The 20,811-nt window shown below is 35.7% G+C and carries 16 protein-coding genes; 4 read left to right on the top strand and 12 right to left on the bottom strand.

What is annotated here, in order from left to right:
- Positions 1 to 47: 47 nt before the first annotated feature.
- The 4 genes from lpxK (at position 48) to AC6CHK_RS11770 (ending at position 4,422) form a co-directional block, all read left to right on the top strand.
- The gene (lpxK, locus tag AC6CHK_RS11785; RefSeq protein ID WP_498096339.1) at positions 48 to 1,076 is read left to right on the top strand and encodes a tetraacyldisaccharide 4'-kinase; all 1,029 of its coding nucleotides are present in this window, start codon (positions 48 to 50) and stop codon (positions 1,074 to 1,076) included.
- A gap of 135 nt (positions 1,077 to 1,211) precedes the next feature.
- Positions 1,212 to 1,727, top strand: coding sequence for a TlpA family protein disulfide reductase (locus tag AC6CHK_RS11780; protein WP_498096338.1), 516 nt, complete (start codon positions 1,212 to 1,214; stop codon positions 1,725 to 1,727).
- An 89-nt stretch (positions 1,728 to 1,816) separates the two neighbouring features.
- Positions 1,817 to 2,911, top strand: coding sequence for a DNA polymerase IV (gene dinB / locus AC6CHK_RS11775; protein WP_498096905.1), 1,095 nt, complete (start codon positions 1,817 to 1,819; stop codon positions 2,909 to 2,911).
- A 35-nt stretch (positions 2,912 to 2,946) separates the two neighbouring features.
- On the top strand, positions 2,947 to 4,422 hold the full coding sequence (locus tag AC6CHK_RS11770; protein WP_498096336.1) for an alpha-amylase: 1,476 nt from the start codon (positions 2,947 to 2,949) through the stop codon (positions 4,420 to 4,422).
- A 74-nt stretch (positions 4,423 to 4,496) separates the two neighbouring features.
- Here AC6CHK_RS11770 and AC6CHK_RS11765 read toward each other — a convergent pair whose 3' ends face one another.
- The 12 genes from AC6CHK_RS11765 to rplL all read right to left on the bottom strand — a co-directional run bounded on the left by AC6CHK_RS11765 (position 4,497) and on the right by rplL (position 20,778).
- The gene (locus AC6CHK_RS11765; RefSeq protein ID WP_498096335.1) at positions 4,497 to 5,825 is read right to left on the bottom strand and encodes a carboxylesterase family protein; all 1,329 of its coding nucleotides are present in this window, start codon (positions 5,823 to 5,825) and stop codon (positions 4,497 to 4,499) included.
- Positions 5,826 to 6,055: 230 nt separating this feature from the next.
- Complete coding sequence (locus tag AC6CHK_RS11760; protein ID WP_498096333.1) at positions 6,056 to 7,333, bottom strand: alkaline phosphatase family protein; 1,278 nt, start codon at positions 7,331 to 7,333, stop codon at positions 6,056 to 6,058.
- Positions 7,334 to 7,458: 125 nt separating this feature from the next.
- Positions 7,459 to 8,235 (bottom strand): T9SS type A sorting domain-containing protein, encoded by a 777-nt coding sequence (locus AC6CHK_RS11755; RefSeq protein WP_498096331.1) that lies wholly within the window; start codon positions 8,233 to 8,235, stop codon positions 7,459 to 7,461.
- A 2-nt stretch (positions 8,236 to 8,237) separates the two neighbouring features.
- Entirely contained in the window at positions 8,238 to 8,765 is a 528-nt protein-coding gene (locus tag AC6CHK_RS11750) for an ankyrin repeat domain-containing protein (RefSeq protein ID WP_498096329.1), read from the bottom strand.
- Positions 8,762 to 9,307 (bottom strand): YceI family protein, encoded by a 546-nt coding sequence (locus tag AC6CHK_RS11745; RefSeq protein WP_498096327.1) that lies wholly within the window; start codon positions 9,305 to 9,307, stop codon positions 8,762 to 8,764. The genes AC6CHK_RS11750 and AC6CHK_RS11745 overlap by 4 nt, the downstream gene beginning before the upstream one ends.
- 11 nt (positions 9,308 to 9,318) lie before the next feature.
- On the bottom strand, positions 9,319 to 9,669 hold the full coding sequence (locus AC6CHK_RS11740) for a c-type cytochrome (protein WP_498096325.1): 351 nt from the start codon (positions 9,667 to 9,669) through the stop codon (positions 9,319 to 9,321).
- A gap of 1 nt (position 9,670) precedes the next feature.
- The gene (locus AC6CHK_RS11735) at positions 9,671 to 10,513 is read right to left on the bottom strand and encodes a DUF5777 family beta-barrel protein (RefSeq protein WP_498096323.1); all 843 of its coding nucleotides are present in this window, start codon (positions 10,511 to 10,513) and stop codon (positions 9,671 to 9,673) included.
- Between the two features lie 88 nt (positions 10,514 to 10,601).
- On the bottom strand, positions 10,602 to 11,231 hold the full coding sequence (locus tag AC6CHK_RS11730; protein ID WP_498096321.1) for a Crp/Fnr family transcriptional regulator: 630 nt from the start codon (positions 11,229 to 11,231) through the stop codon (positions 10,602 to 10,604).
- Positions 11,232 to 11,382: 151 nt separating this feature from the next.
- Positions 11,383 to 11,691 (bottom strand): DUF3467 domain-containing protein, encoded by a 309-nt coding sequence (locus tag AC6CHK_RS11725; RefSeq protein ID WP_498096320.1) that lies wholly within the window; start codon positions 11,689 to 11,691, stop codon positions 11,383 to 11,385.
- Positions 11,692 to 11,776: 85 nt separating this feature from the next.
- Positions 11,777 to 16,042 carry a DNA-directed RNA polymerase subunit beta' gene (gene rpoC, locus AC6CHK_RS11720; protein ID WP_498096318.1) on the bottom strand — a complete coding sequence of 1,422 codons (4,266 nt, stop codon included), beginning with the start codon at positions 16,040 to 16,042 and terminating at the stop codon, positions 11,777 to 11,779.
- An 82-nt stretch (positions 16,043 to 16,124) separates the two neighbouring features.
- Positions 16,125 to 19,946, bottom strand: coding sequence for a DNA-directed RNA polymerase subunit beta (rpoB, locus tag AC6CHK_RS11715; RefSeq protein ID WP_498096316.1), 3,822 nt, complete (start codon positions 19,944 to 19,946; stop codon positions 16,125 to 16,127).
- 463 nt (positions 19,947 to 20,409) lie between these two features.
- Positions 20,410 to 20,778 carry a 50S ribosomal protein L7/L12 gene (rplL, locus tag AC6CHK_RS11710; protein ID WP_047444870.1) on the bottom strand — a complete coding sequence of 123 codons (369 nt, stop codon included), beginning with the start codon at positions 20,776 to 20,778 and terminating at the stop codon, positions 20,410 to 20,412.
- Positions 20,779 to 20,811: the final 33 nt, after the last annotated feature.

The raw sequence follows: 20,811 nt of genomic DNA, 5'->3' as shown, positions 1-20,811 counted from the left end.
AAGATTATACCGTAATAGTTGTGAAAATTCTTTATTTTTGCAGTCGTATGAAAAGATGGTATCTCTATCCTTTTTCCCTCGGTTATCACATCGTGACGGGCATCCGCAACAGTATGTATGATCTGGGAATTTTTAAATCTACAAAATTTAAAACACCGATCATCAATGTCGGCAATTTATCTGTGGGCGGAAGCGGAAAGTCGCCTATGGTAATGTATCTGGCCAAATATTTATCAAAATATTACAGAACAGGCGTGCTGTCTCGCGGATACGGAAGACTGACGAAAGGCTATGATGTGACCAACTACGAGAGCAATTATAAAACTGTAGGCGATGAAGCCATGCAGTTGTTTGAGCGTTTCAAAAACCGCTTTGTCATTGCCGTATCAGAAGAAAGGGTTCCGGGTGCCAAAAAAGTGATCGAAGATATGGATCTTGAAGTGCTTGTTTTGGATGATGCAATGCAGCATAGAGCTATAAAAGCAGGATTCAACATTCTGATGACCGATTTTAATGATCCTTATTTTAAAGACCATCTGCTTCCTGCAGGCGATTTGAGAGAATCGAGAGCCGGAGCAAAAAGAGCAGACATCATTATGGTAAGCAAATGCCCCGATGTATTAACAGAAGAAACGAAGCAGTATTATATTTCGAGAATAAAACCTTCTTACAACCAAAAAGTTTTTTTCTCCTCGATCGGGTATGATGAAAACGTGTACGCTAAAGACAAGATGCTTCCGGATAATAATCTGAATTATTATGACATTCTCCTGATCACGGGAATTGCCAATCCTAAACCTTTGCTGGACCATTTATCAAGGTTTTCTCAAAAGGTAAAGCATTTGAAATTCAGGGATCATCATAATTTCACTGATGATGATATTAAAAAAATCGTAGAAGAATATAAAAAATTAGGTGAGTACAAACTCATTCTTACGACGGAAAAAGATTACGTCCGCCTTAAAACTTTTGACTATCTGAGAGATTTGGTTTATTACTGGCCTATCAATGTTGTTATTGATAAAAAGGAAGAATTTAATCAGATCATTTCAGATTATGTTTCAAAAAAACGATAAAAAACATTTACCAATCCGCAATTTACTGCGGATTTTTTATAGGAATAAAATTCATCAATCATAAAATTTTATTAATCCACCATGTTTTTTATGGTAAAATTACGCCTCATTGTTTAGATTTGTAAAAAAATGAATATGAAAAAGCTGTTGACCATTTTAGTGATGGGCATTTTTACTTTCGGCTGTTCGCAGAAAACACCCGATATTTCTAAAACTGAATTTTCTAAGGAAGCTTTATCACAGAGATTGGAGAATGAAGATGGAAAAAGTATTACGGTTCAGGATATCCTCGATCAGCATAAAGGAAAAGTTTTGGTCATAGATTTTTGGGCAAGCTGGTGCAGAGATTGTTTAAAAGCATTCCCTAAAGCTTTAGAGCTGGAAAAAAATAATCCGAATGTAGACTTTGTTTTCTTTTCTCTGGACCGTACAAAAGAGGGGTTTGACAAAAGTCTTGAAAGATTCAACATGAAACAGAAAGAAAATTACTGGTTTTCTACAGGCTGGAAAAACGATTTCAACAACTACATTGAGCTCAACTGGATTCCGAGATATATGGTAATTGATCAACAATCTCAGATTGCAAAGTATTATGCAATTTCACCGGAAGATCCCGAAATACAAGCGACTATTGATAAACTTTTAAAATAGATTAAGGTTAAGACTGAGTTGAGATTAAAGTGCTTATTAAACATAAAAACCTTAAACTTTGAAAATAAATGAATCCATATCTTTGTGATATGGATTCTTCTTTTCCTGTTCGCAAAATTATTCATGTTGATATGGATGCATTTTATGCTTCCGTAGAGCAGCATGACAATCCCGAACTTAAAGGAAAAGCTATCGCTGTAGGCGGTGGACATCGCGGTGTTGTTTCGGCGGCAAGCTATGAAGCAAGAAAATTTGGAGTGCGTTCTGCCATGCCGAGCAGAACTGCTAAAGAAAAATGTCCGCATCTTATTTTTGTTCCGCCACGTTTTGCCCGTTATAAAGAGATTTCAAGGAAAATCCGGGAAATTTTTTATGAATATACAGATTTAGTGGAGCCTCTTTCTTTAGATGAAGCTTATCTGGACGTTACCGAAAATAAAAAAGGAATGGAATCTGCCAATCAGATTGCCAAAGAAATACGTCAGAAAATATTTGAGCAAACAGGTCTTACCGCTTCTGCAGGAATTTCTGTAAATAAATTTTTAGCAAAAGTAGCTTCGGATATCAATAAACCGAACGGACAGAAAACCATTCATCCTGAAAAAATGGAAAGCTTTCTTGAAGAGCTTCCTGTTGAAAAATTCTACGGTGTAGGAAGAGTGACCGCCAATAAAATGTTCAGTTTAGGAATATTCAAAGGGAAAGATCTGAAGAAAAAATCATTTGAAGAACTTACAAGATTATTCGGAAAATCAGGCGGGTATTATTACAACGTCGTTCGGGGCATTCACAAGTCTGAAGTAAAACCTCATCGCATTCAGAAAAGTGTAGCCGTAGAACGTACATTTTTTGAAGATCTTTTTGATGAGCAGCAGATCAACGAAAAGCTTGAAAGTTTGAGCAAAGAACTTCATCAGCGTTTACAAAAAAATAATATTATGGGAAGATCTTTAACTCTAAAAATAAAATATAAAGACTTTTCATTATTCACCAGAAGTATTACAAAAGAAGAATATTTCAGCTCATCGGAAGAATATTTCAAAACTTCCAAAAAGCTCTGGGAACTGCGTCCTTTTGACAAAGCGGTACGATTATTGGGATTATCACTATCGCATCTCAACACCGAAGAAAAAAAGCAGGTCTCTGTACAGCTCAAAATTCGGTTTGAGGAGTTTGAAGATTAATTTTCAATAAATTGTATTACCAAATTCAATAAGCTATGAATGAAACAATGATTCAATTTTTCCACTGGTATTCAGAAGGAGAAGGGAAACTGTGGAAAGAGGCTGAAAAACAAGCTAAATATTTATCTAAATTAGGAATCACTTCAGTTTGGTTCCCGCCTGCATATAAAGGCACACAAGGCAAAAATTCTGTAGGATATGATGTGTATGATCTGTTCGATCTTGGAGAATTTGATCAGAAAAACAGCATCCCTACAAAATACGGCACCAAAAAAGATTACATCAAAGCCATTAAAGCTTTAAAAAAAGAAAACATTCAGGTTATTGTAGATATTGTATTGGGACACAAAGGCGGCGGTGATGAACTTGAGAAATTTAAAGCAGTAAAAGTAGACGAAAACAATCGTGAAAAAATAATTTCTGACGAGATCGAAATAGAATCTTATACCAAATTTACTTTTCCGGGAAGAGGCAAAAAATATTCGGAATTTGAATGGAACTTCACATGCTTCAGTGGCGTAGATTATGCAGAAGGCATGGAGTCTCACATTTATAAAATAAAATCTGAATACGGCGACACTTGGGAAGAAATGATCGATGATGAAAAAGGAAATTATGATTATCTGATGTTCAACGACATTGAACACCGCAATCCTCATGTACGGGAAGAGCTCAACAACTGGGCAAAATGGTATTTTGATGAAACTGGTTTTGACGGAGTAAGATTAGATGCTTTAAAGCATATTTCTTATGATTTTTATAAAGAATGGCTCACTCTCCTGCGCTCCAATACAGGAAAAAACATATTTGCAGTTGGTGAATACTGGGCGCCGGGATACCTGAATCTTCTTCAAAAATATATCGAAGCTACCGAAGGCTGCATGAGTCTTTTTGACAGCTCATTGCAAAACAATTTTCATAATGCATCCAAAGAAGGAAGCTCTTACGATTTGAGAAGAATCTTTGAAGGAACTCTCACAGAAGCAGATCCGGAACATTCTGTAAGTCTCGTTGACAATCATGACACACAGCCTTTGCAGGATCTTGAGGCTCCCGTTGAGCATTGGTTTAAGCCTCTTGCTTACGCATTGATTTTGTTGAGAGAAAAAGGATATCCGTGCGTTTTCTATCCCGATTTATATGGTGGCATTCATTATATTGATAAAGATAAAGAAGGCAATGATCAGGAAATATTTTTGAATAAAGTTGACGGTATTGAAGAATTATTAAAAGCCAGAAAGAATAATGCTTACGGCATACAAAGAGATTATTTTGAGGACGCCAATTGCTTAGGTTGGATTCGGGAAGGAGATGAAAATCATCAGGGTTGTGCAGTAGTTTTAAGCAATAAAGACGCTTATAATAAACCGATGGAAATTGGCAAAAGATATTCCGGAAAAGTTTTTGTTGATCTTTTAAAAAGATTTAAAGAAAAAGTGACAATTGATGAAAACGGTTGGGGAAATTTCCCTGTTCCGGCTGGAAATGTAAGTGTTTGGATTCCAAAATAATTATCTAATACAAATAGCACGAATTTGTAAATATTTGTGTTTGAAATTCGTTTTATTTATATTTTAAAGTAAAACTAAATCTTTCTAAGTTCCAAAATTTCAGGTCTTTCCAATTGATCTGAAAAAGTACCATTTCGTGCAAATTCCGTCCAAAGTGATCTGAGTTTTTGTCCGTTTTCGTAAATGTATTTCCACGGAATATTTTTCAGCATTCCTGAAGTTTTCCATGCAGATTCGTTTCCAAAAATCAACGGAAGGTCAAAAGCATGAGCCGAACCAAAATGATGATCATTAATTTTCGAATGTATTCTGAACAAATAAACATTTCCTCCGGCTTTAGCATAATTTTCAGCAAAATCCTGTGCCGGTTTTCCGTAAATAATTTCAGTAGTTTTTCGGATTGCTTTATTGATGATCTTTTTCGGAAGATATTTATTCATTGTTTCGGAAGTTCTGAGATAAAATGCGGTTTCTTCATCGTTAATTCCTATTAAAACATCGTATTTTATGGCGCTCTGTTTCCATTTTTCTTCGGCTTCATTTTCTGCGCACAAAGGAGGAAAATCATATTGAGTTCCGAAAGGCATGGCTGCTTTTAAACCATATTTAAAAAATGAAGGCAAATGGTTTTTATAATTTTCGACAATTTCTAAAGCATCGGTTTCAGATGAATACATTTCTGTATTTTTAAGCAGTTCGGCAGACATCTTTTGTCTGTTTTGCCGCAATCCCAAAGGCGCGCTGTGAATAATCACCCTTTTAAATAAATCTTCCACACCGTCGGAAATCATAAGATGTGCAATTGCATCGCCGCCTGAAGATTGTCCGAAAAGCGTAATATTTTCAGAATCTCCACCAAATTCCGAAATATAGTTTTTAATCCACCTTAAAGCTTCAATAATATCAAACAAACCTAAGTTTGCCGGTCTTTCTTTGCTTCCACCTAAAAAACCAAAAATACCCAAACGATAAGAAACAGAAACGATAATAATGTTTTGTTCTTTTACCCAATCTGTAGGATCGGCCGTTGCCAGATCTCCACATCCGATCTCATAAGAACCGCCATGAATCCAGACAATAACCGGAAACTTTTCGTTTTCATTACTATTTTCAGGACGAAATACCGAAAGATATTGTGTAGATTCATCAACATCAAAACCGTTAAGATCTGTTTTTCCGATCATTTTTTCTAAAAGCGGGCTGATATTTTGCGGGCAAACCGGAGTTTTTTCAGGAAAAATAATTTCTGAAACCGATGGTTTTACAGGAACCGGCTTTTTAAACCTTTCAGAATATGCATAACGGATATTTTTTGCTTTAATTATTCCGTTTTCTTTTAACGCTACTATTTGTCCGAAAGAGGTTTTAAAAACATGTGTTTTTACAGTATTTTGGAACTTCATTGATAATAAAAAAACTTTTTCAAACTAAAATTAATATTGTTTTATCAGAAAAAAGAATTTTGCTATTAAAATTTTTTGTCGGCTTATACTTTTTAAGATGTATTTAAGTATATTCCGTAAAGTTCCAGCTTTTATAGGCAAAAATTTCGGCGAGCCTTTGGCTCGCCGAAATTTTATCATAAACTATTTATTGATAGTCTTTATCCTTGATAAGTCGTCCCTTCAGACAGTTATTTTTTTAATATTTCTTTCAATATTTTTATTTTTCCGTCAATCTTATTTTCAACTTTTAAATCCAAAACTTCAGCAATCAAAGGATAAACATTCACATTAGAAAATTCGTCAATTTCTAAATTGTTTTTAAATTCAGGTCCCCAAGCATAAAATACAGCTTTCATTTCAGGAACTATTTTGGGATCATAACCATGTTTTCCAACGGAAGTTTTCTTTCCTTTTTCTAAAAATATTTTTGGAGCTTTCGGAATCAGAAGGATCTGCCCAATCCTATTGTATTTATCATCTTTTGTTCTAAAATGAAGATATTTTGGCAGTTTTTTATCCAAATAAACTTCATAATCATCTGTTTTATTGGCTTTTAATTCTTTATAAACGGATTTTACCTCTTCACTATTTTTAACATAAATTCTTAATAAAGTCTGAGAATTGTAAAAATCGAATCGCTGTTTATTAAAAAGCATTGCAGGAATCTCAAGTGGATTTCCACCATCAACATTTATCATTCCATGATCGGAAACGAAAATAAAATTGACATTTTTTAAACCTAAATCATTTACTTTCCGAACTAAATTTCCAATTGCTTCATCCACTAAATGAACGGCCGCTTCAGTTTCTTTAGCTTCAGGACCAAAATGATGTCCGGTTCCATCAACTTCAGGAAAATATAATGAAATAAAATGCGGTCTTTTGTCTTCAGGCAATTTTAGCCAATCGATTACTTTATCTACTTTTTCCGAAGGTTTAAATTTTTCGTGATAAGGATAATAATAGGTTGGTCTTTTTCCTCCCGCGTCGCTTGCTGAGCCCACCCACATCAATGAAGCGGAAACCATTCCTTGGTTTTCAGCCAGCGTCCAAAGTGGAATTCCGCCGTACCAGCTTCCGTCTTCTGCATTTTCTTTTTTGCTCATCGCATATCCTTCATTCCTTTTATAGTCATAAAAAAAATTATCTATCAAACCGTGATGAGAAGGGTAAAGTCCCGTAATCAAACTCCAATGATTCGGAAATGTAATGCTCGGATAACTTGGAATCATTGCTTTTGAGCGAACTCCTTGTGATGAAAATTTTAGAAGATTTTCAGCCTTATATTTTTTCGCATAATCATACCTGAAACCATCTGCTGAAATCATAATGACATAAGGCTTATTTTGCGCATCTAAACTATTGTGTCTGTTCGGAATAATTATTTGAGCCGTATCAACAATTCCTTTCTGTGCAAAAACCGTAAAAGAAATTAATAAGAATAAAACCTGAAAACTTCGCTTCATTTTAAATTTTTGGCAAAGTTACTTTCTTATCTGTTGGCAGAAAAGTTTAACAGGTTAAAAAATCATTAAAAGCACTTTAGATTTATAATAATAAAAAAAGCCACTTTTCAGCGGCTTTAAGTTTATTATTCTTTGATTAATTTTTCGTAGGATGAAGTTCCATCCTTTAATTTAATTTCTAAATAATAGCTTCCGGATTTTAAATCGGAAACATTGATATTTTCTCCATCTGCTTTTACAGATTTTACTTTTCTGCCTGTAGATTCATAAATACTAACAGCTTGTATTTTCTCTGCATTTGTGAAATATATACTTTCTTTTGCAGGATTAGGATAAAGTCGAACTTTTTTACTTTCCGCAAAAACATCATTAATTCCTAATGTTCCAGCTTTTGTTAATAACGCATGTCCTCTGTTTGCAGTACCAAAGCCATGTTGTTGCAAAGTAGTTGAACCACCCTTCGCATAAAAAATATTCATATTTCCCGCCCCATTAGTAAAGACAGAGTCTCCTGCTCCACCGGCAAGAGAGCGTGTAGCCACAATTGTTCTTACTCCTGTTGAAACAGTATTTGAAGTAATTGTCCAATCTTGTACTGCATCTGCATTAGGTGTAACTCCTATTCCTGCAAAAGTATAATCTAAATTTGTATTTGCAGTTGAGTTTGCATTGTAAATAAATCCGTCTGCTCCTGCTGTCATTCCCGTTCCTGGGCCGGTTCCTCCAAAGCCTATTCCCAAATAAGAAGTACTGGGACCGGTAAGTGTTAAAGTTGCGGTAGTAGGTGATGTATCTACTTTAATAGTCATTCCGCTATCGGCAAGACTAACGGTTCCGGTGCTAAACTGTGCTTCAGCGGTAATGGCTAAAGCTAAGCCTGAGATTAGTAAAAGTTTTTTCATAATTAATTTTTTAAGAGGTTTATAATTTCGGTGTTGTTTGTTTGCAATGCATACTCAAAAGGAGTCATTCCCATTGAATCTTTTTTAGTTTTGTCAGCTTTGTAGCTCAAAAGAATTTCAACTAATTCTTTATTTCCTGATTTCACGGCCCAAAATAACGGCGTGGTTCCTGTAGAATCTGCAATATTGGGATCTGCATTTTTCTTTAGCAGATGTTCTACCAAATCTTTGTTGTATCTAATGGAAAGCCCGGCCAAAGCTGTACCTTCCTGACTTTTATGATTAAGATCTTTCACGTTATCTATCAAAAAATCAGCCACTTCGGTGTTACCGCGGTAACAAGCCAAAATAAGGGTAGAAAACCCTCTTTCGTTGGTCTGATTGATAATATCAGGGTTTTGTTTCATTAAATCTTTAAGCTCGGCAACAGTTCCGCTTCTTGCAATATCGAAAACCGATTTTGCTTTTTCCTGAGCCGAGACAGATAAAAATCCTAAGAAAATACTTATAATTAAGATTACTTTTTTCATTGTTTTATTAGTGTATAATTGTATTCAACATTTACGTTTTCAGCTACTTTTTTCATAACCATTTTAGGAATTGTGACTTTAAAGTCCGCAGGTCTTGCAACAAAACTTCCCTGCATATATATTTTCCCGTCTTTAGCATAAATTGTTGCAGCAGAAGAAACATTTTTATCCACACCATGAAAATTTAATGTCCCTTGAATGGTATATTTCTGTGGATTTCCTGTCAATTTGTTTTTATCAAAATTCACAATCTTGCCTTTAAAAGTTGTTTTCGGGTATTTTGATGTTTCGGCATAGCTTTCATTAAAATGCTCTTCCATCAATTTTACTTTAAATTGAAAATTTTTCACCACGGAAACTGAAGCCATTTCTCCCGTATCCGAATTAAGAACCACAACATTATTATCATCTTGGGCGAAAACATCCTCAAACAAAGGAACCGAAGCTTCAAATGTTACTTTACCTGTTTTCGACATATATTTCTGAGCCGAAACCAAGTTTGTAAAAAGTAATGCAACAATAATTAATATTAGTTTTTTCATATTAAGCATATTTAGTTTTCGATAAGTCCGTCAGCTTTCCATTTGACGAAAAGATTAATTTGTGATTGCGATAAAGATCCACCTTGAGGCATTTTCAACGGATCGCCGTTTGGTCTTTCTATCCTGTTTATAATATTATCAATATTGGTTTTTACCTGATTATAGTTTGTAAGCGGCTGAAAAGATGCAGAGCCATTTGCCGAATGACAACCTATGCAGTTTGCGTCGACAATCGGTTTAATGTCTATCGCATACTTTACAAGCTCCGGAGAGGGTGTATTATCAGAAATTTCTTGATACGTTCTGCTTTCACAAGATGCAAGGAAAAGAGCAGGTGATAATATGTATAACAATTTTTTCATATTAAAAAACTCTATAAAGATTAAACCCAAAAAAGATCTGCCCTTTGTCCCATTTTCCGGTTGCATTGGTAAGATATCCGATGTCCGAATTGAGCTGAGAATTTGAAAATAAAAGCTGGAAAACATGTCCTCCCGTTTCTATATCCATTCCTAATGATAAGGGGTTTTTGTAAAAACTGTGATTATCAAAATTCACGAAATATTCCGCATTAATGGAAACTCTTTTTGAAATTTTGTAACGTCCGCCCAATCCTGCTAGAAATTGATCTTTGTCTTCAATAGCCGGCTCATAAATATTTTTATGAACGTAAGACGGGCTTAGCTGTAAAGAAAATTTATCGCTGAATCTCCTTGAGATCAAAGCTTGTGTAAGATAAGAAAGCCGGTCACTGAATTGAAGATGCGGATAATTGTCTTTATCTAAATCTGTATTAATGCCCAAAACATTATAACCTACAATATTTAAAGGGAAATTTTCACTTTGCTTTAAGAGACTGTATTTTGCGCCCAGTTCAAAAGTTTTCATATTAGTTTCTCTTGAAAGGCTTAATGACAATCCGTCTGTAATGCCATAAATTACTCCTAATTTCGTAGAAGCATCATCCAGCCCAAAAAAATTCTTAAATCCCGTACTTATGTCTCCAAAGCGATGCGCCACGACCATATACCAATCGTTTTTTGCGGTGAGCTTTGTAGATTGAGAAGTGACAATTTGTAATGCTTTAAAAGCCGGCTGAGAAGTATCTGTGTCTGTTTTAATAGTATCAATATCTTTCAGTAAATCTTCCTGCGAATACATGAAACTGATAACGAAAAGACACAAAAAAATATAAATTTTTGACATACCTACAATTATCTTTCGAAATTATAATTTATATATCAAAAAAACAGGTGACTAAAGTCACCTAAAATGTTATTTTTAATCGTTCTAATTAAGCAATTACTTCTATTCCTTTTGCCGTCTGGATAATTTCGCCTTCGTTTTCAATTTTCTTCAAAACTCTGCTCACAACTTCCCTTGAAGTTCCAAGATTATTGGCTATTTCTTTATGTGTCAATTTTATCGGGTTACTTCCGGCTACAGAAATTTGCTGCTTAATGTAGCTTAGTATTCTTTTATCAAGCTTATGAAATACTGCCTCATTTACCATATTCATTATATCGGTAAAGCGAAGATCAAATTCGTAATAGAAAAGCTTGTTGATTTCCGGATATTTAATCAGCCAATCGTGTAAAACAGTCGCAGGTACTACCAAAGCCTCAGTATCTTCCTCAGAAACAACATATACTCTACTTACATAATCGCTGAAAATCGTTGAAAAACTCATTAAACACGTTTCTCCGGATCTTATATAATTGTAAATAAGTTCTCTTCCATCATTCAAAGAATATACTTTTAAGCTTCCTTTTATCACAAAAGGAATATTTTTTATTTTATTTCCTTCTGCAAGTATTTCAGTTTTCGCTTTTATTTTAATTAGGGAAGAATGCTTCTGAATTTCTTCTAAAAAATCATTTCCCAAAAACCCGAATTTCTCCAAAATAAATTGTTCATCTTTCATATTTGCGCACTTTTATCTAACAAATATAAACTGAATGATTGAAAAATAGCACTTAATTTTATTAATTTTATTGTTAATATTAACTTTATATGACATAAAAATAAAAATGCCTCAATAATTGAGGCATTTTTATAATGTATGCTAAGAAATCTTATGCTTGAACGTTGTTTTGTCCTAAAACGAAAGGCTCAACTTCTTTGATCTCTCCAAACTGCTGCTCATAATTGGCAATATTTTGTTGAAGTGCAGATAATACTCTTTTAGCATGAAGTGGAGCAAGAATAACTCTTGAACGCACATTTGCCTGCTGTACACCTGGCATCAACTGGATAAAATCTACTACAAACTCAGATGGAGAATGGTTTACTAACGCAAGGTTACAGTAAACTCCTGACGCTACCATTTCGTTTAGTTGAATGTTGATGTTGTTTGGATCTTGATTTTGATTTTGATTGTCCATTTTTGTTTAAATATTTTTGTTTAAAAAGTTTCAGGCCACTAATTTAAAATTTTAAACTTGAAAACCTGAAACTTTTATATTTATTTTAGTTTATATCTTCGAATTCTTTTTTAGAACCTACGATTACATTCTGATATTCTTTCAGACCAGTACCTGCAGGGATTCTGTGTCCTACAATTACATTCTCCTTAAGACCGTTCAGGCTGTCTACTTTACCAGCTACCGCTGCTTCGTTCAGAACTTTAGTTGTCTCCTGGAATGACGCCGCAGACATGAATGATTTAGTCTGAAGAGCTGCTCTTGTAATACCCTGTAATACCGGTGTTGCCGTTGCAGGAAGTGCTTCTCTTACTTCTACTAATTTCTGATCTTCACGCTTCAGTTTAGAGTTTTCATCTCTGAGTTCTCTTGCTGTAATCATCTGACCAGGCTTGAATTCTTTAGAATCGCCAGCTTCAGTAACTACTTTAAGACCAAATACTCTGTTGTTTTCAATTAAGAAATCGTATTTGTGCTCCAAAGCTCCTTCAAGGAATTGAGTATCACCTCCATCAACGATAGATACTTTCGTCATCATCTGTCTTACGATAATTTCGAAATGCTTATCATCAATTTTTACCCCCTGAAGACGGTAAACTTCCTGAATTTCATTTACTAAATATTCCTGAACCGCAGTTGGACCTTTGATTCTTAAGATATCATCCGGCGTGATTGAACCGTCAGAAAGTGGCGAACCAGCTCTCACGAAGTCATTCTCCTGCACTAAAATCTGGTTGGATAACTTAACTAAATAAATTTTTCTTTCGCCAGTTTTAGCTTCCACGATCAATTCACGGTTACCTCTTTTGATTTTTCCGTAAGAAACTACACCATCGATTTCTGTAACAACCGCCGGGTTTGAAGGGTTTCTTGCTTCGAATAATTCGGTAACTCTCGGAAGACCTCCGGTGATATCCCCTGCTTTTGCAGATTTTCTTGGGATTTTAATTAAAACTTTACCAGCCTTAATTTTTTCACCATCATTTACCATTAAGTGGGCTCCTACAGGTAAGTTGTATGCTTTCTGCTCAACACCTTTAGAATCTACCACCTTCAAGGTAGGTACGGCTTTCTTATTTCTAGATTCAGAGATTACTTTCTCTTCAAATCCTGTCTGTTCGTCAATTTCCAACTGGAATGAAATACCCTGGATAATATCTTCATACTCTACCTTACCGGCAGTTTCTGCAATAATTACCGCATTGTACGGATCCCATTTCGCAATAAGATCACCTTTTTTCACTTTATCACCAGGTTTTACAGCTAACTGAGAACCGTAAGGTACGTTAGCAATCATCAATGGTGTTCTGGATTCGTTGTCAGCAACCAATCTGAATTCCGTAGAACGTGATACCACTACTTCAGCAGTATTTCCGCTTTCGTCTTCAGAAGTAATTGTTCTTACTTCATCCATTTCAACGATACCGTCTCTTCTAGCCACAATAGATGGATTTTCTGAAACGTTACCTGCAGTACCCCCTTGGTGGAAAGTTCTCAATGTCAACTGAGTTCCCGGCTCACCAATAGACTGAGCTGCAATTACACCAACTGCTTCACCCATATGGATTTTCTTGCCAGTTGCAAGGTTTCTACCATAACATTTGGCACAGATTCCTTTTTTGGTTTCGCAAGTTAAAGGTGAACGTACTTCAACAGCTTCAATACCGGTTTCTTCGATTTGTTTAGCTAAAACTTCATCAATGATTTGATCTGCATTAGCAATTAATACGTCTGTTTCCGGATCGTAAATATTGTGAAGAGATACTCTACCTAAAATTCTTTCAGAGATTTTTTCAACGATCTCATCATTTTTCTTAAGCGCAGTAACTTCTGTTCCTCTTAAAGTTCCACAATCGTTTTCAGTAATGATAACATCTTGTGCAACGTCTACCAATCTTCTCGTCAAGTAACCTGCATCGGCAGTCTTAAGTGCGGTATCCGCAAGACCTTTACGAGCACCGTGAGTAGAGATAAAGTATTCAAGGATCGAAAGACCTTCCTTAAAGTTTGCAAGAATCGGGTTTTCGATAATTTCCGCTCCGGTAGAACCTGCTTTTTGCGGTTTTGCCATCAAACCTCTCATTCCTGATAACTGACGGATCTGTTCTTTAGAACCCCTTGCACCAGAATCAAGCATCATATATACCGAGTTGAATCCTCCCTGATCGGTCTTCATTCTGCTCATGATCATTTCAGTTAATCCAGCGTTGGTGTTTGTCCAGACGTCGATTACCTGGTTATAACGCTCCGTATCTGTAATAAGACCCATGTTATAGTTGGCTCTAATTTCGTCTACCGTTTCAATTGCCGAAGCAACCATCTGCTTTTTCTCAACAGGAACTACAATATCACCTAATGAGAACGAAAGTCCTCCTTTGAATGCGTTTGAATAACCTAAGTCTTTCATTGCATCCAAAAACTTCACAGTTGTAGGGAAATTGGTATCATCAAGGACTCTACCGATAACGTTTCTTAATGATTTCTTAGTTAAAAGCTCATTAATATAACCTGATTCTTTAGGTACGATTTGGTTGAATAAAATTCTACCAACTGTAGTTTCGATTAATTTTGTTGCTATTTCTCCATTTTCTTTGATTGGCAATCTACATCTTACCTTAGCATTTAAAGAAACTTTTCCTTCCGCATAAGCGATTTCTGCCTCTTCAGGAGAATAGAATGCAAGACCTTCACCTTTCACTTTCATATCTTCTGTAGAGCTCAATTCTTTAGTCATGAAATAAAGACCAAGAACCATGTCCTGAGAAGGTACCGTAATTGGAGAACCGTTTGCAGGGTTCAAGATATTCTGAGAACCTAACATCAATAACTGAGCTTCCAAAATCGCTTCCGGGCCCAACGGTAAATGTACCGCCATCTGGTCACCATCAAAATCGGCGTTGAATGCTGTTGTTACCAACGGGTGTAGCTGGATTGCCTTACCTTCGATCATTTTAGGTTGGAAAGCCTGAATACCCAGTCTGTGCAAAGTAGGCGCTCTGTTTAGTAAAACAGGGTGACCTTTCATTACACCTTCTAAGATATCATATACTACAGGTTCTTTTCTGTCAATAATTCTCTTTGCAGATTTTACTGTTTTTACAATTCCTCTTTCGATCAGTTTTCTGATGATAAACGGTTTGTAAAGTTCAGCAGCCATATCTTTAGGAATACCACATTCGTGAAGCTGCAAGTTTGGACCTACAACAATTACCGAACGAGCCGAGTAATCTACCCTTTTCCCTAATAAGTTCTGACGGAAACGACCTTGTTTACCTTTCAATGAATCTGAAAGTGATTTCAATGGTCTGTTGGATTCAGATTTTACTGCAGAAGATTTTCTTGTATTATCAAATAATGAATCTACTGATTCCTGAAGCATACGTTTCTCGTTTCTCAAAATTACTTCAGGAGCTTTGATCTCCAATAATCTCTTCAAACGGTTGTTTCTGATAATTACTCTTCTATAAAGGTCATTCAAATCGGAAGTTGCAAAACGTCCTCCATCCAATGGAACTAATGGTCTTAATTCTGGTGGTATTACAGGAAGTACACGCATAATCATCCACTCCGGTCTGTTGATCATTCTTGTATTGGCACCTCTCAATGCTTCTACAACGTTCAATCTTTTTAGAGCTTCAGTTCTTCTTTGCTTAGAGCCTTCGTTGTGAGCTTTGTGTCTCAAGTCGAAAGACAATGCATCAAGATCAATTCTTTTCAATAATTCTTCTACAGCTTCAGCACCCATTTTGGCGATGAATTTGTTTGGATCTGCATCATCAAGATACTGGTTTTCTACAGGAAGAGTTTCCATGATATCAAGGTATTCTTCTTCTGTAAGGAATTCTTTATCATCAAAATCAGAACCATCCAATTTCTTAGCGATACCTTGCTGAATAACAACATATCTCTCGTAATAGATGATCATATCTAATTTCTTGGAAGGAATACCCAAAAGGTAACCGATTTTGTTTGGTAAAGAACGGAAATACCAAATGTGCGCAATAGGAACAACCAAACCAATATGTCCGATTCTTTCTCTACGTACTTTTTTCTCCGTAACCTCTACACCACAACGGTCACAAACGATCCCTTTGTAACGAATTCTCTTGTATTTTCCACAAGCACATTCGTAATCTTTTACAGGACCGAAGATTTTTTCACAGAACAAACCGTCTCTTTCTGGCTTATGCGTTCTGTAATTTATGGTTTCCGGTTTTAAAACTTCCCCTCTCGAATCCTGAAGAATGGATTCCGGTGAAGCTAAACCGATGGTTATTTTATTAAATCTACTTGATTTATTTTTATTTGACATTTGTTAGATTTTAAATTTTAGATAGATTTTAGATTAATACTTTGAACTGTAACATTCAAAATTTATAATTTAAAATTTAAAATTATTCTTCAAGTCTTACATCAAGTCCAAGACCCTGTAACTCGTGAAGTAATACATTGAATGATTCAGGAATACCCGGTTCAGGCATTGCTTCACCTTTTGCAATAGCTTCATAAGTTTTTGCTCTACCAATCACGTCATCCGACTTCACAGTCAAGATTTCTCTCAAGATATTTGATGCTCCGAATGCTTCAAGAGCCCAAACCTCCATCTCTCCGAATCTCTGACCACCAAACTGAGCTTTACCTCCTAACGGCTGCTGAGTAATCAATGAGTAAGGCCCGATAGAACGTGCGTGCATTTTGTCATCTACCATATGTCCTAATTTCAACATATAGATCACACCAACAGTTGCAGGCTGAGTAAATCTTTCTCCGGTACCACCATCATAAAGGTGAGTGTTTCCGAATTTTGGAAGATCTGCTTTTTCTGTGTATTCTGTAATCTGATCTAAAGTAGCTCCATCAAAGATTGGCGTAGCGAACGTCATCCCTAATTTCTGACCAGCCCATCCAAGAACTGTTTCATAAATCTGTCCGATGTTCATACGAGAAGGTACCCCAAGTGGATTCAATACGATATCTACCGGTGTTCCGTCTTCCAAGAATGGCATATCTTCTTCACGAACGATTCTCGAAACGATACCTTTGTTACCGTGACGACCCGCCATTTTATCTCCAACGTTCAGTTTACGTTTTTTAGCGATATATACTTTAGCCAACTTCATGATCCCTGCAGGAAGTTCATCTCCGATAGAAATTGCGAATTTCTCACGGTTTTTAACTCCTTGAATATCGTTGAATTTGATTTTGTAATTGTGAATCAATTGTTTAATCAATTCATTCTTATCGTTGTCAACCGTCCAATCTGCACCGCTAACGTTTACGTAATCTTCTACTGAAGTCAATAATTTGTGAGTAAATTTCACTCCTTTACCGATAATTTCTTCATCTAAGTCATTCGTAACTCCCTGAGAAGTTTTACCGCTAACTAGAGTATTTAATTTTTCGATTAAAGTATTTCTCAACTCGTCAAACTTAGCCTTGTAAGTGTTTTCAATCTCTTCAAGCTTAAGTTTTTCTTCAGTTCTTTTCTTTTTGTCTTTAATATTTCTAGAGAACAATTTTTTGTTGATTACAACACCTCTTAATGAAGAATCTGCCTTCAATGAAGCATCTTTTACATCACCGGCTTTGTCACCAAAGATCGCTCTCAAAAGCTTCTCTTCAGGAGTCGGATCAGATTCACCTTTTGGAGTAATCTTACCAATCATGATATCACCAGGCTTCACTTCAGCACCGATTCTGATCATTCCGTTCTCATCAAGATCTTTTGTAGCTTCTTCTGATACGTTTGGAATATCTGCCGTCAATTCTTCCATACCTAATTTGGTATCACGAACTTCAAGAGAATATTCATCAACGTGAATAGAAGTAAACCAGTCTTCACGTACAACTTTTTCGTTGATTACAATTGCATCCTCAAAGTTGTATCCTTTCCAAGGCATGAAGGCAACCACCAAGTTTCTACCAAGAGCCAATTCTCCGTTTTCAGTTGCGTAACCGTCACAAAGAACTTGTCCTTTTACTACCGTTTCACCTACTCTTACGTTTGGTCTTAGTGTAATGGTTGTACTTTGATTGGTTTTTCTGAACTTAGTCAATTTATATGTTTTTGTAGCAGATTCGAATGATACAAGATCTTCGTCATCGCTTCTTTCATATTTAATAATAATCCGATCAGCATCTACATATTCAACAATACCGTTTCCTTCAGCATTAATCAAGATTCTTGAATCTTTTGCAACTTGTTGTTCCAGACCTGTACCAACGATTGGAGCCTGCGGCTTCAACAAAGGAACTGCCTGACGCATCATGTTTGACCCCATCAATGCACGGTTTGCATCATCATGTTCCAAGAAAGGAATCAATGAAGCTGAAATACCGGAAATCTGGTTTGGAGCAACGTCGATCAAATTAACCTGAGAAGGCTCAACTACAGGATAATCACCATCTAATCTGGCAATAATTCTGTCTGTTTCGAAACCACCTTTGTCATTTAATTCAACGTTTGCCTGAGCAATTACTTTATCTTCTTCGTCTTCCGCATTCAGATAAATAGGATCAGCATGTAAGTCTACCGTAGCATTTTCTACTTTTCTGTATGGAGTTTCAATGAAACCTAAAGTATTGATTTTAGCATAGATACCCAAAGAAGAGATCAAACCAATGTTTGGTCCTTCCGGAGTTTCGATCGGACAAATTCTACCGTAGTGAGTATGGTGAACGTCACGAACCTCGAAACCTGCTCTTTCTCTTGATAAACCACCAGGTCCTAGTGCAGAAAGTCTACGCTTGTGCGTGATTTCTGATAGAGGGTTGGTTTGGTCCATGAACTGAGAAAGCTGGTTGGTACCGAAGAATGAATTAATAACTGATGTTAAAGTCTTCGCATTAACAAGGTCAAGCGGAGTAAAGATTTCGTTATCTCTAACGTTCATTCTCTCCTTGATTGTTCTTGCAATTCTCGAAAGACCTACACCGAACTGTCCTGCCAATTGCTCACCAACAGTTTTAATTCTTCTGTTTGATAAGTGGTCAATATCATCAACATCAGTTTTTGAGTTTACTAACTCAATTAAGTGTCTTACAATTGCAATGATATCTTCTTTTGTAAGAACTTCAGTTGTAGTTGGGATGTTTAGGCTTAACTTTTTGTTTAGTCTGTAACGTCCTACTTCACCAAGTGAATATCTTTGCTCAGAGAAGAATAATTTTTCGATAATTCCTCTTGCAGTTTCCTCATCGGGTGGATCTGCATTTCTTAACTGACGGTAAATATATTCTACCGCCTCTTTTTCAGAGTTAGTAGGGTCTTTTTGTAAAGTATTCTGGATGATAGAGAATTCGTTTGAATTTTCTTTGTGAATCAGGATAGATTTCACACCTGCATCCAAAATAAGATCTAAATGTTCTTTTTCAAGAATCGTTTCTCTGTCTAAGATAATTTCGTTTCTTTCGATAGAAACAACTTCACCAGTGTCTTCATCTACGAAATCTTCGAACCAAGTGTTCAATACTCTCGCAGCCAAAGTTCTACCTTCTACTTTTTTAAGGGCTGCTTTAGAAACTTTCACTTCTTCTGCAAGGTCAAAGATCTGAAGAATGTCTTTATCAGATTCAAAACCAATTGCTCTTAATAATGTTGTTAAAGGTAATTTTTTCTTACGGTCGATATACGCGTACATTACGCTGTTTATATCGGTAGTAAACTCCATCCAAGATCCTTTGAAAGGGATAATTCTTGAATAGTATAATTTAGTTCCGTTTGCATGGTAAGTCTGTCCGAAGAATACACCAGGTGAACGGTGAAGCTGCGTAACGATAACTCTTTCAGCACCATTGATGATGAAAGAACCACTCGGAGTCATGTAAGGAACAGGGCCTAAATATACATCCTGTACAACGGTCTGAAAATCTTCATGTTCAGGGTCTGTACAATACAATTTAAGTCTTGCTTTAAGAGGAACTGAATACGTTAAACCTCTTTCCACACATTCGTCGATCGAATAACGTGGAGAATCTACCAGATAATCTAAGAATTCCAATACAAATTGGTTTCTAGAATCGGTAATTGGAAAGTTTTCTTGGAAGGTTTTGTGCAAACCTTCTTTCTTTCTGTCTTCGGGAAGTGTATCAAGCTGGAAAAACTCTTTAAAAGACTCTAACTGGATATCCAAAAAGTCTGGAGTTATAATTTTTCCTCTTGCTGTTGAGAAATTAATTCTCTCATTTCCCTTAGTAATTACTGTTGTTTTACTCATAAAACTTTTAAGAAAGGGTTAAAAAATATTTTGATTTATACAAAAAATATCAGAAAAAGACTGTAAGATAAAAAGCAAGATAAAGACATTTGATGTTTGGCGCTATCAGAAGTGGTCTTTATTCTAAATTCTTCATTCTTATACTCTAATTCTAAACTGCAACGCTGGTATATCTTTTCACAGCGTAATGCAAAATATTTTAAAATTTACTTTAAGGCGAAAAATGCAATGAATTATAAAACACGAAATCCCTTTCAAACTTTGAAAGAGTTGATTTACAATATTTTACTGATTTATGTACAATTATTAGCGCCAAAAGAGTTGCAAATTTACGGAAAATAATTTACATTGACAACAAAAACAACTTAAGAATGATTCAAATATAAAATTAAACTTGGTAAAATATTAAGCAAAAAAAAGCGGCAAACTTTCGTTTGCCGCTTTATATATTTAAAATTGAAAATTATTTCAATTCTACTTCAGCACCAGCTTCTTCTAATTGCTTCTTAAGAGCTTCAGCTTCGTCTTTAGAGATACCAGTTTTGATAGCAGCAGGAGCTCCATCTACGATATCTTTAGCTTCTTTAAGACCAGCACCAGTTAAATCTTTTACCAATTTAACGATAGCTAATTTAGATGCACCTGCAGACTTAAGAATTACATCGAATTCTGTTTTTTCTTCAGCAGCTTCACCTGCACCAGGACCAGCCATAACAACTGCAGCAGCAGCTGGTTCGATTCCGTACTCATCCTTAAGGATAGTAGCTAATTCATTTACGTCTTTTACTGTTAAGTTTACTAGCGTTTCAGCTAAATTTTTTAAATCTGACATTGTTGTAATGTTTTTGTTGATTATTTATTTAAT

It is taken from the genome of Chryseobacterium sp. GQ58 (genome assembly GCF_059758895.1).
This window is presented reverse-complemented; position numbering and strand designations above follow the sequence as displayed.

What these genes read in the sequence shown, in the direction of transcription:
- AC6CHK_RS11745 (WP_498096327.1), bottom strand. Translation starts at nt 9,307, where the DNA reads ATGAAAAAACTAATATTAATTATTGTTGCATTACTTTTTACAAACTTG.
- AC6CHK_RS11770 (WP_498096336.1), top strand. Translation starts at nt 2,947, where the DNA reads ATGAATGAAACAATGATTCAATTTTTCCACTGGTATTCAGAAGGAGAA.
- AC6CHK_RS11780 (WP_498096338.1), top strand. Translation starts at nt 1,212, where the DNA reads ATGAAAAAGCTGTTGACCATTTTAGTGATGGGCATTTTTACTTTCGGC.
- AC6CHK_RS11730 (WP_498096321.1), bottom strand. Translation starts at nt 11,231, where the DNA reads ATGAAAGATGAACAATTTATTTTGGAGAAATTCGGGTTTTTGGGAAAT.
- AC6CHK_RS11760 (WP_498096333.1), bottom strand. Translation starts at nt 7,333, where the DNA reads ATGAAGCGAAGTTTTCAGGTTTTATTCTTATTAATTTCTTTTACGGTT.
- rpoB (WP_498096316.1), bottom strand. Translation starts at nt 19,946, where the DNA reads ATGAGTAAAACAACAGTAATTACTAAGGGAAATGAGAGAATTAATTTC.
- lpxK (WP_498096339.1), top strand. Translation starts at nt 48, where the DNA reads ATGAAAAGATGGTATCTCTATCCTTTTTCCCTCGGTTATCACATCGTG.
- AC6CHK_RS11765 (WP_498096335.1), bottom strand. Translation starts at nt 5,825, where the DNA reads ATGAAGTTCCAAAATACTGTAAAAACACATGTTTTTAAAACCTCTTTC.
- dinB (WP_498096905.1), top strand. Translation starts at nt 1,817, where the DNA reads ATGGATTCTTCTTTTCCTGTTCGCAAAATTATTCATGTTGATATGGAT.
- AC6CHK_RS11750 (WP_498096329.1), bottom strand. Translation starts at nt 8,765, where the DNA reads ATGAAAAAAGTAATCTTAATTATAAGTATTTTCTTAGGATTTTTATCT.
- AC6CHK_RS11725 (WP_498096320.1), bottom strand. Translation starts at nt 11,691, where the DNA reads ATGGACAATCAAAATCAAAATCAAGATCCAAACAACATCAACATTCAA.
- AC6CHK_RS11735 (WP_498096323.1), bottom strand. Translation starts at nt 10,513, where the DNA reads ATGTCAAAAATTTATATTTTTTTGTGTCTTTTCGTTATCAGTTTCATG.
- AC6CHK_RS11740 (WP_498096325.1), bottom strand. Translation starts at nt 9,669, where the DNA reads ATGAAAAAATTGTTATACATATTATCACCTGCTCTTTTCCTTGCATCT.
- rplL (WP_047444870.1), bottom strand. Translation starts at nt 20,778, where the DNA reads ATGTCAGATTTAAAAAATTTAGCTGAAACGCTAGTAAACTTAACAGTA.
- AC6CHK_RS11755 (WP_498096331.1), bottom strand. Translation starts at nt 8,235, where the DNA reads ATGAAAAAACTTTTACTAATCTCAGGCTTAGCTTTAGCCATTACCGCT.
- rpoC (WP_498096318.1), bottom strand. Translation starts at nt 16,042, where the DNA reads ATGTCAAATAAAAATAAATCAAGTAGATTTAATAAAATAACCATCGGT.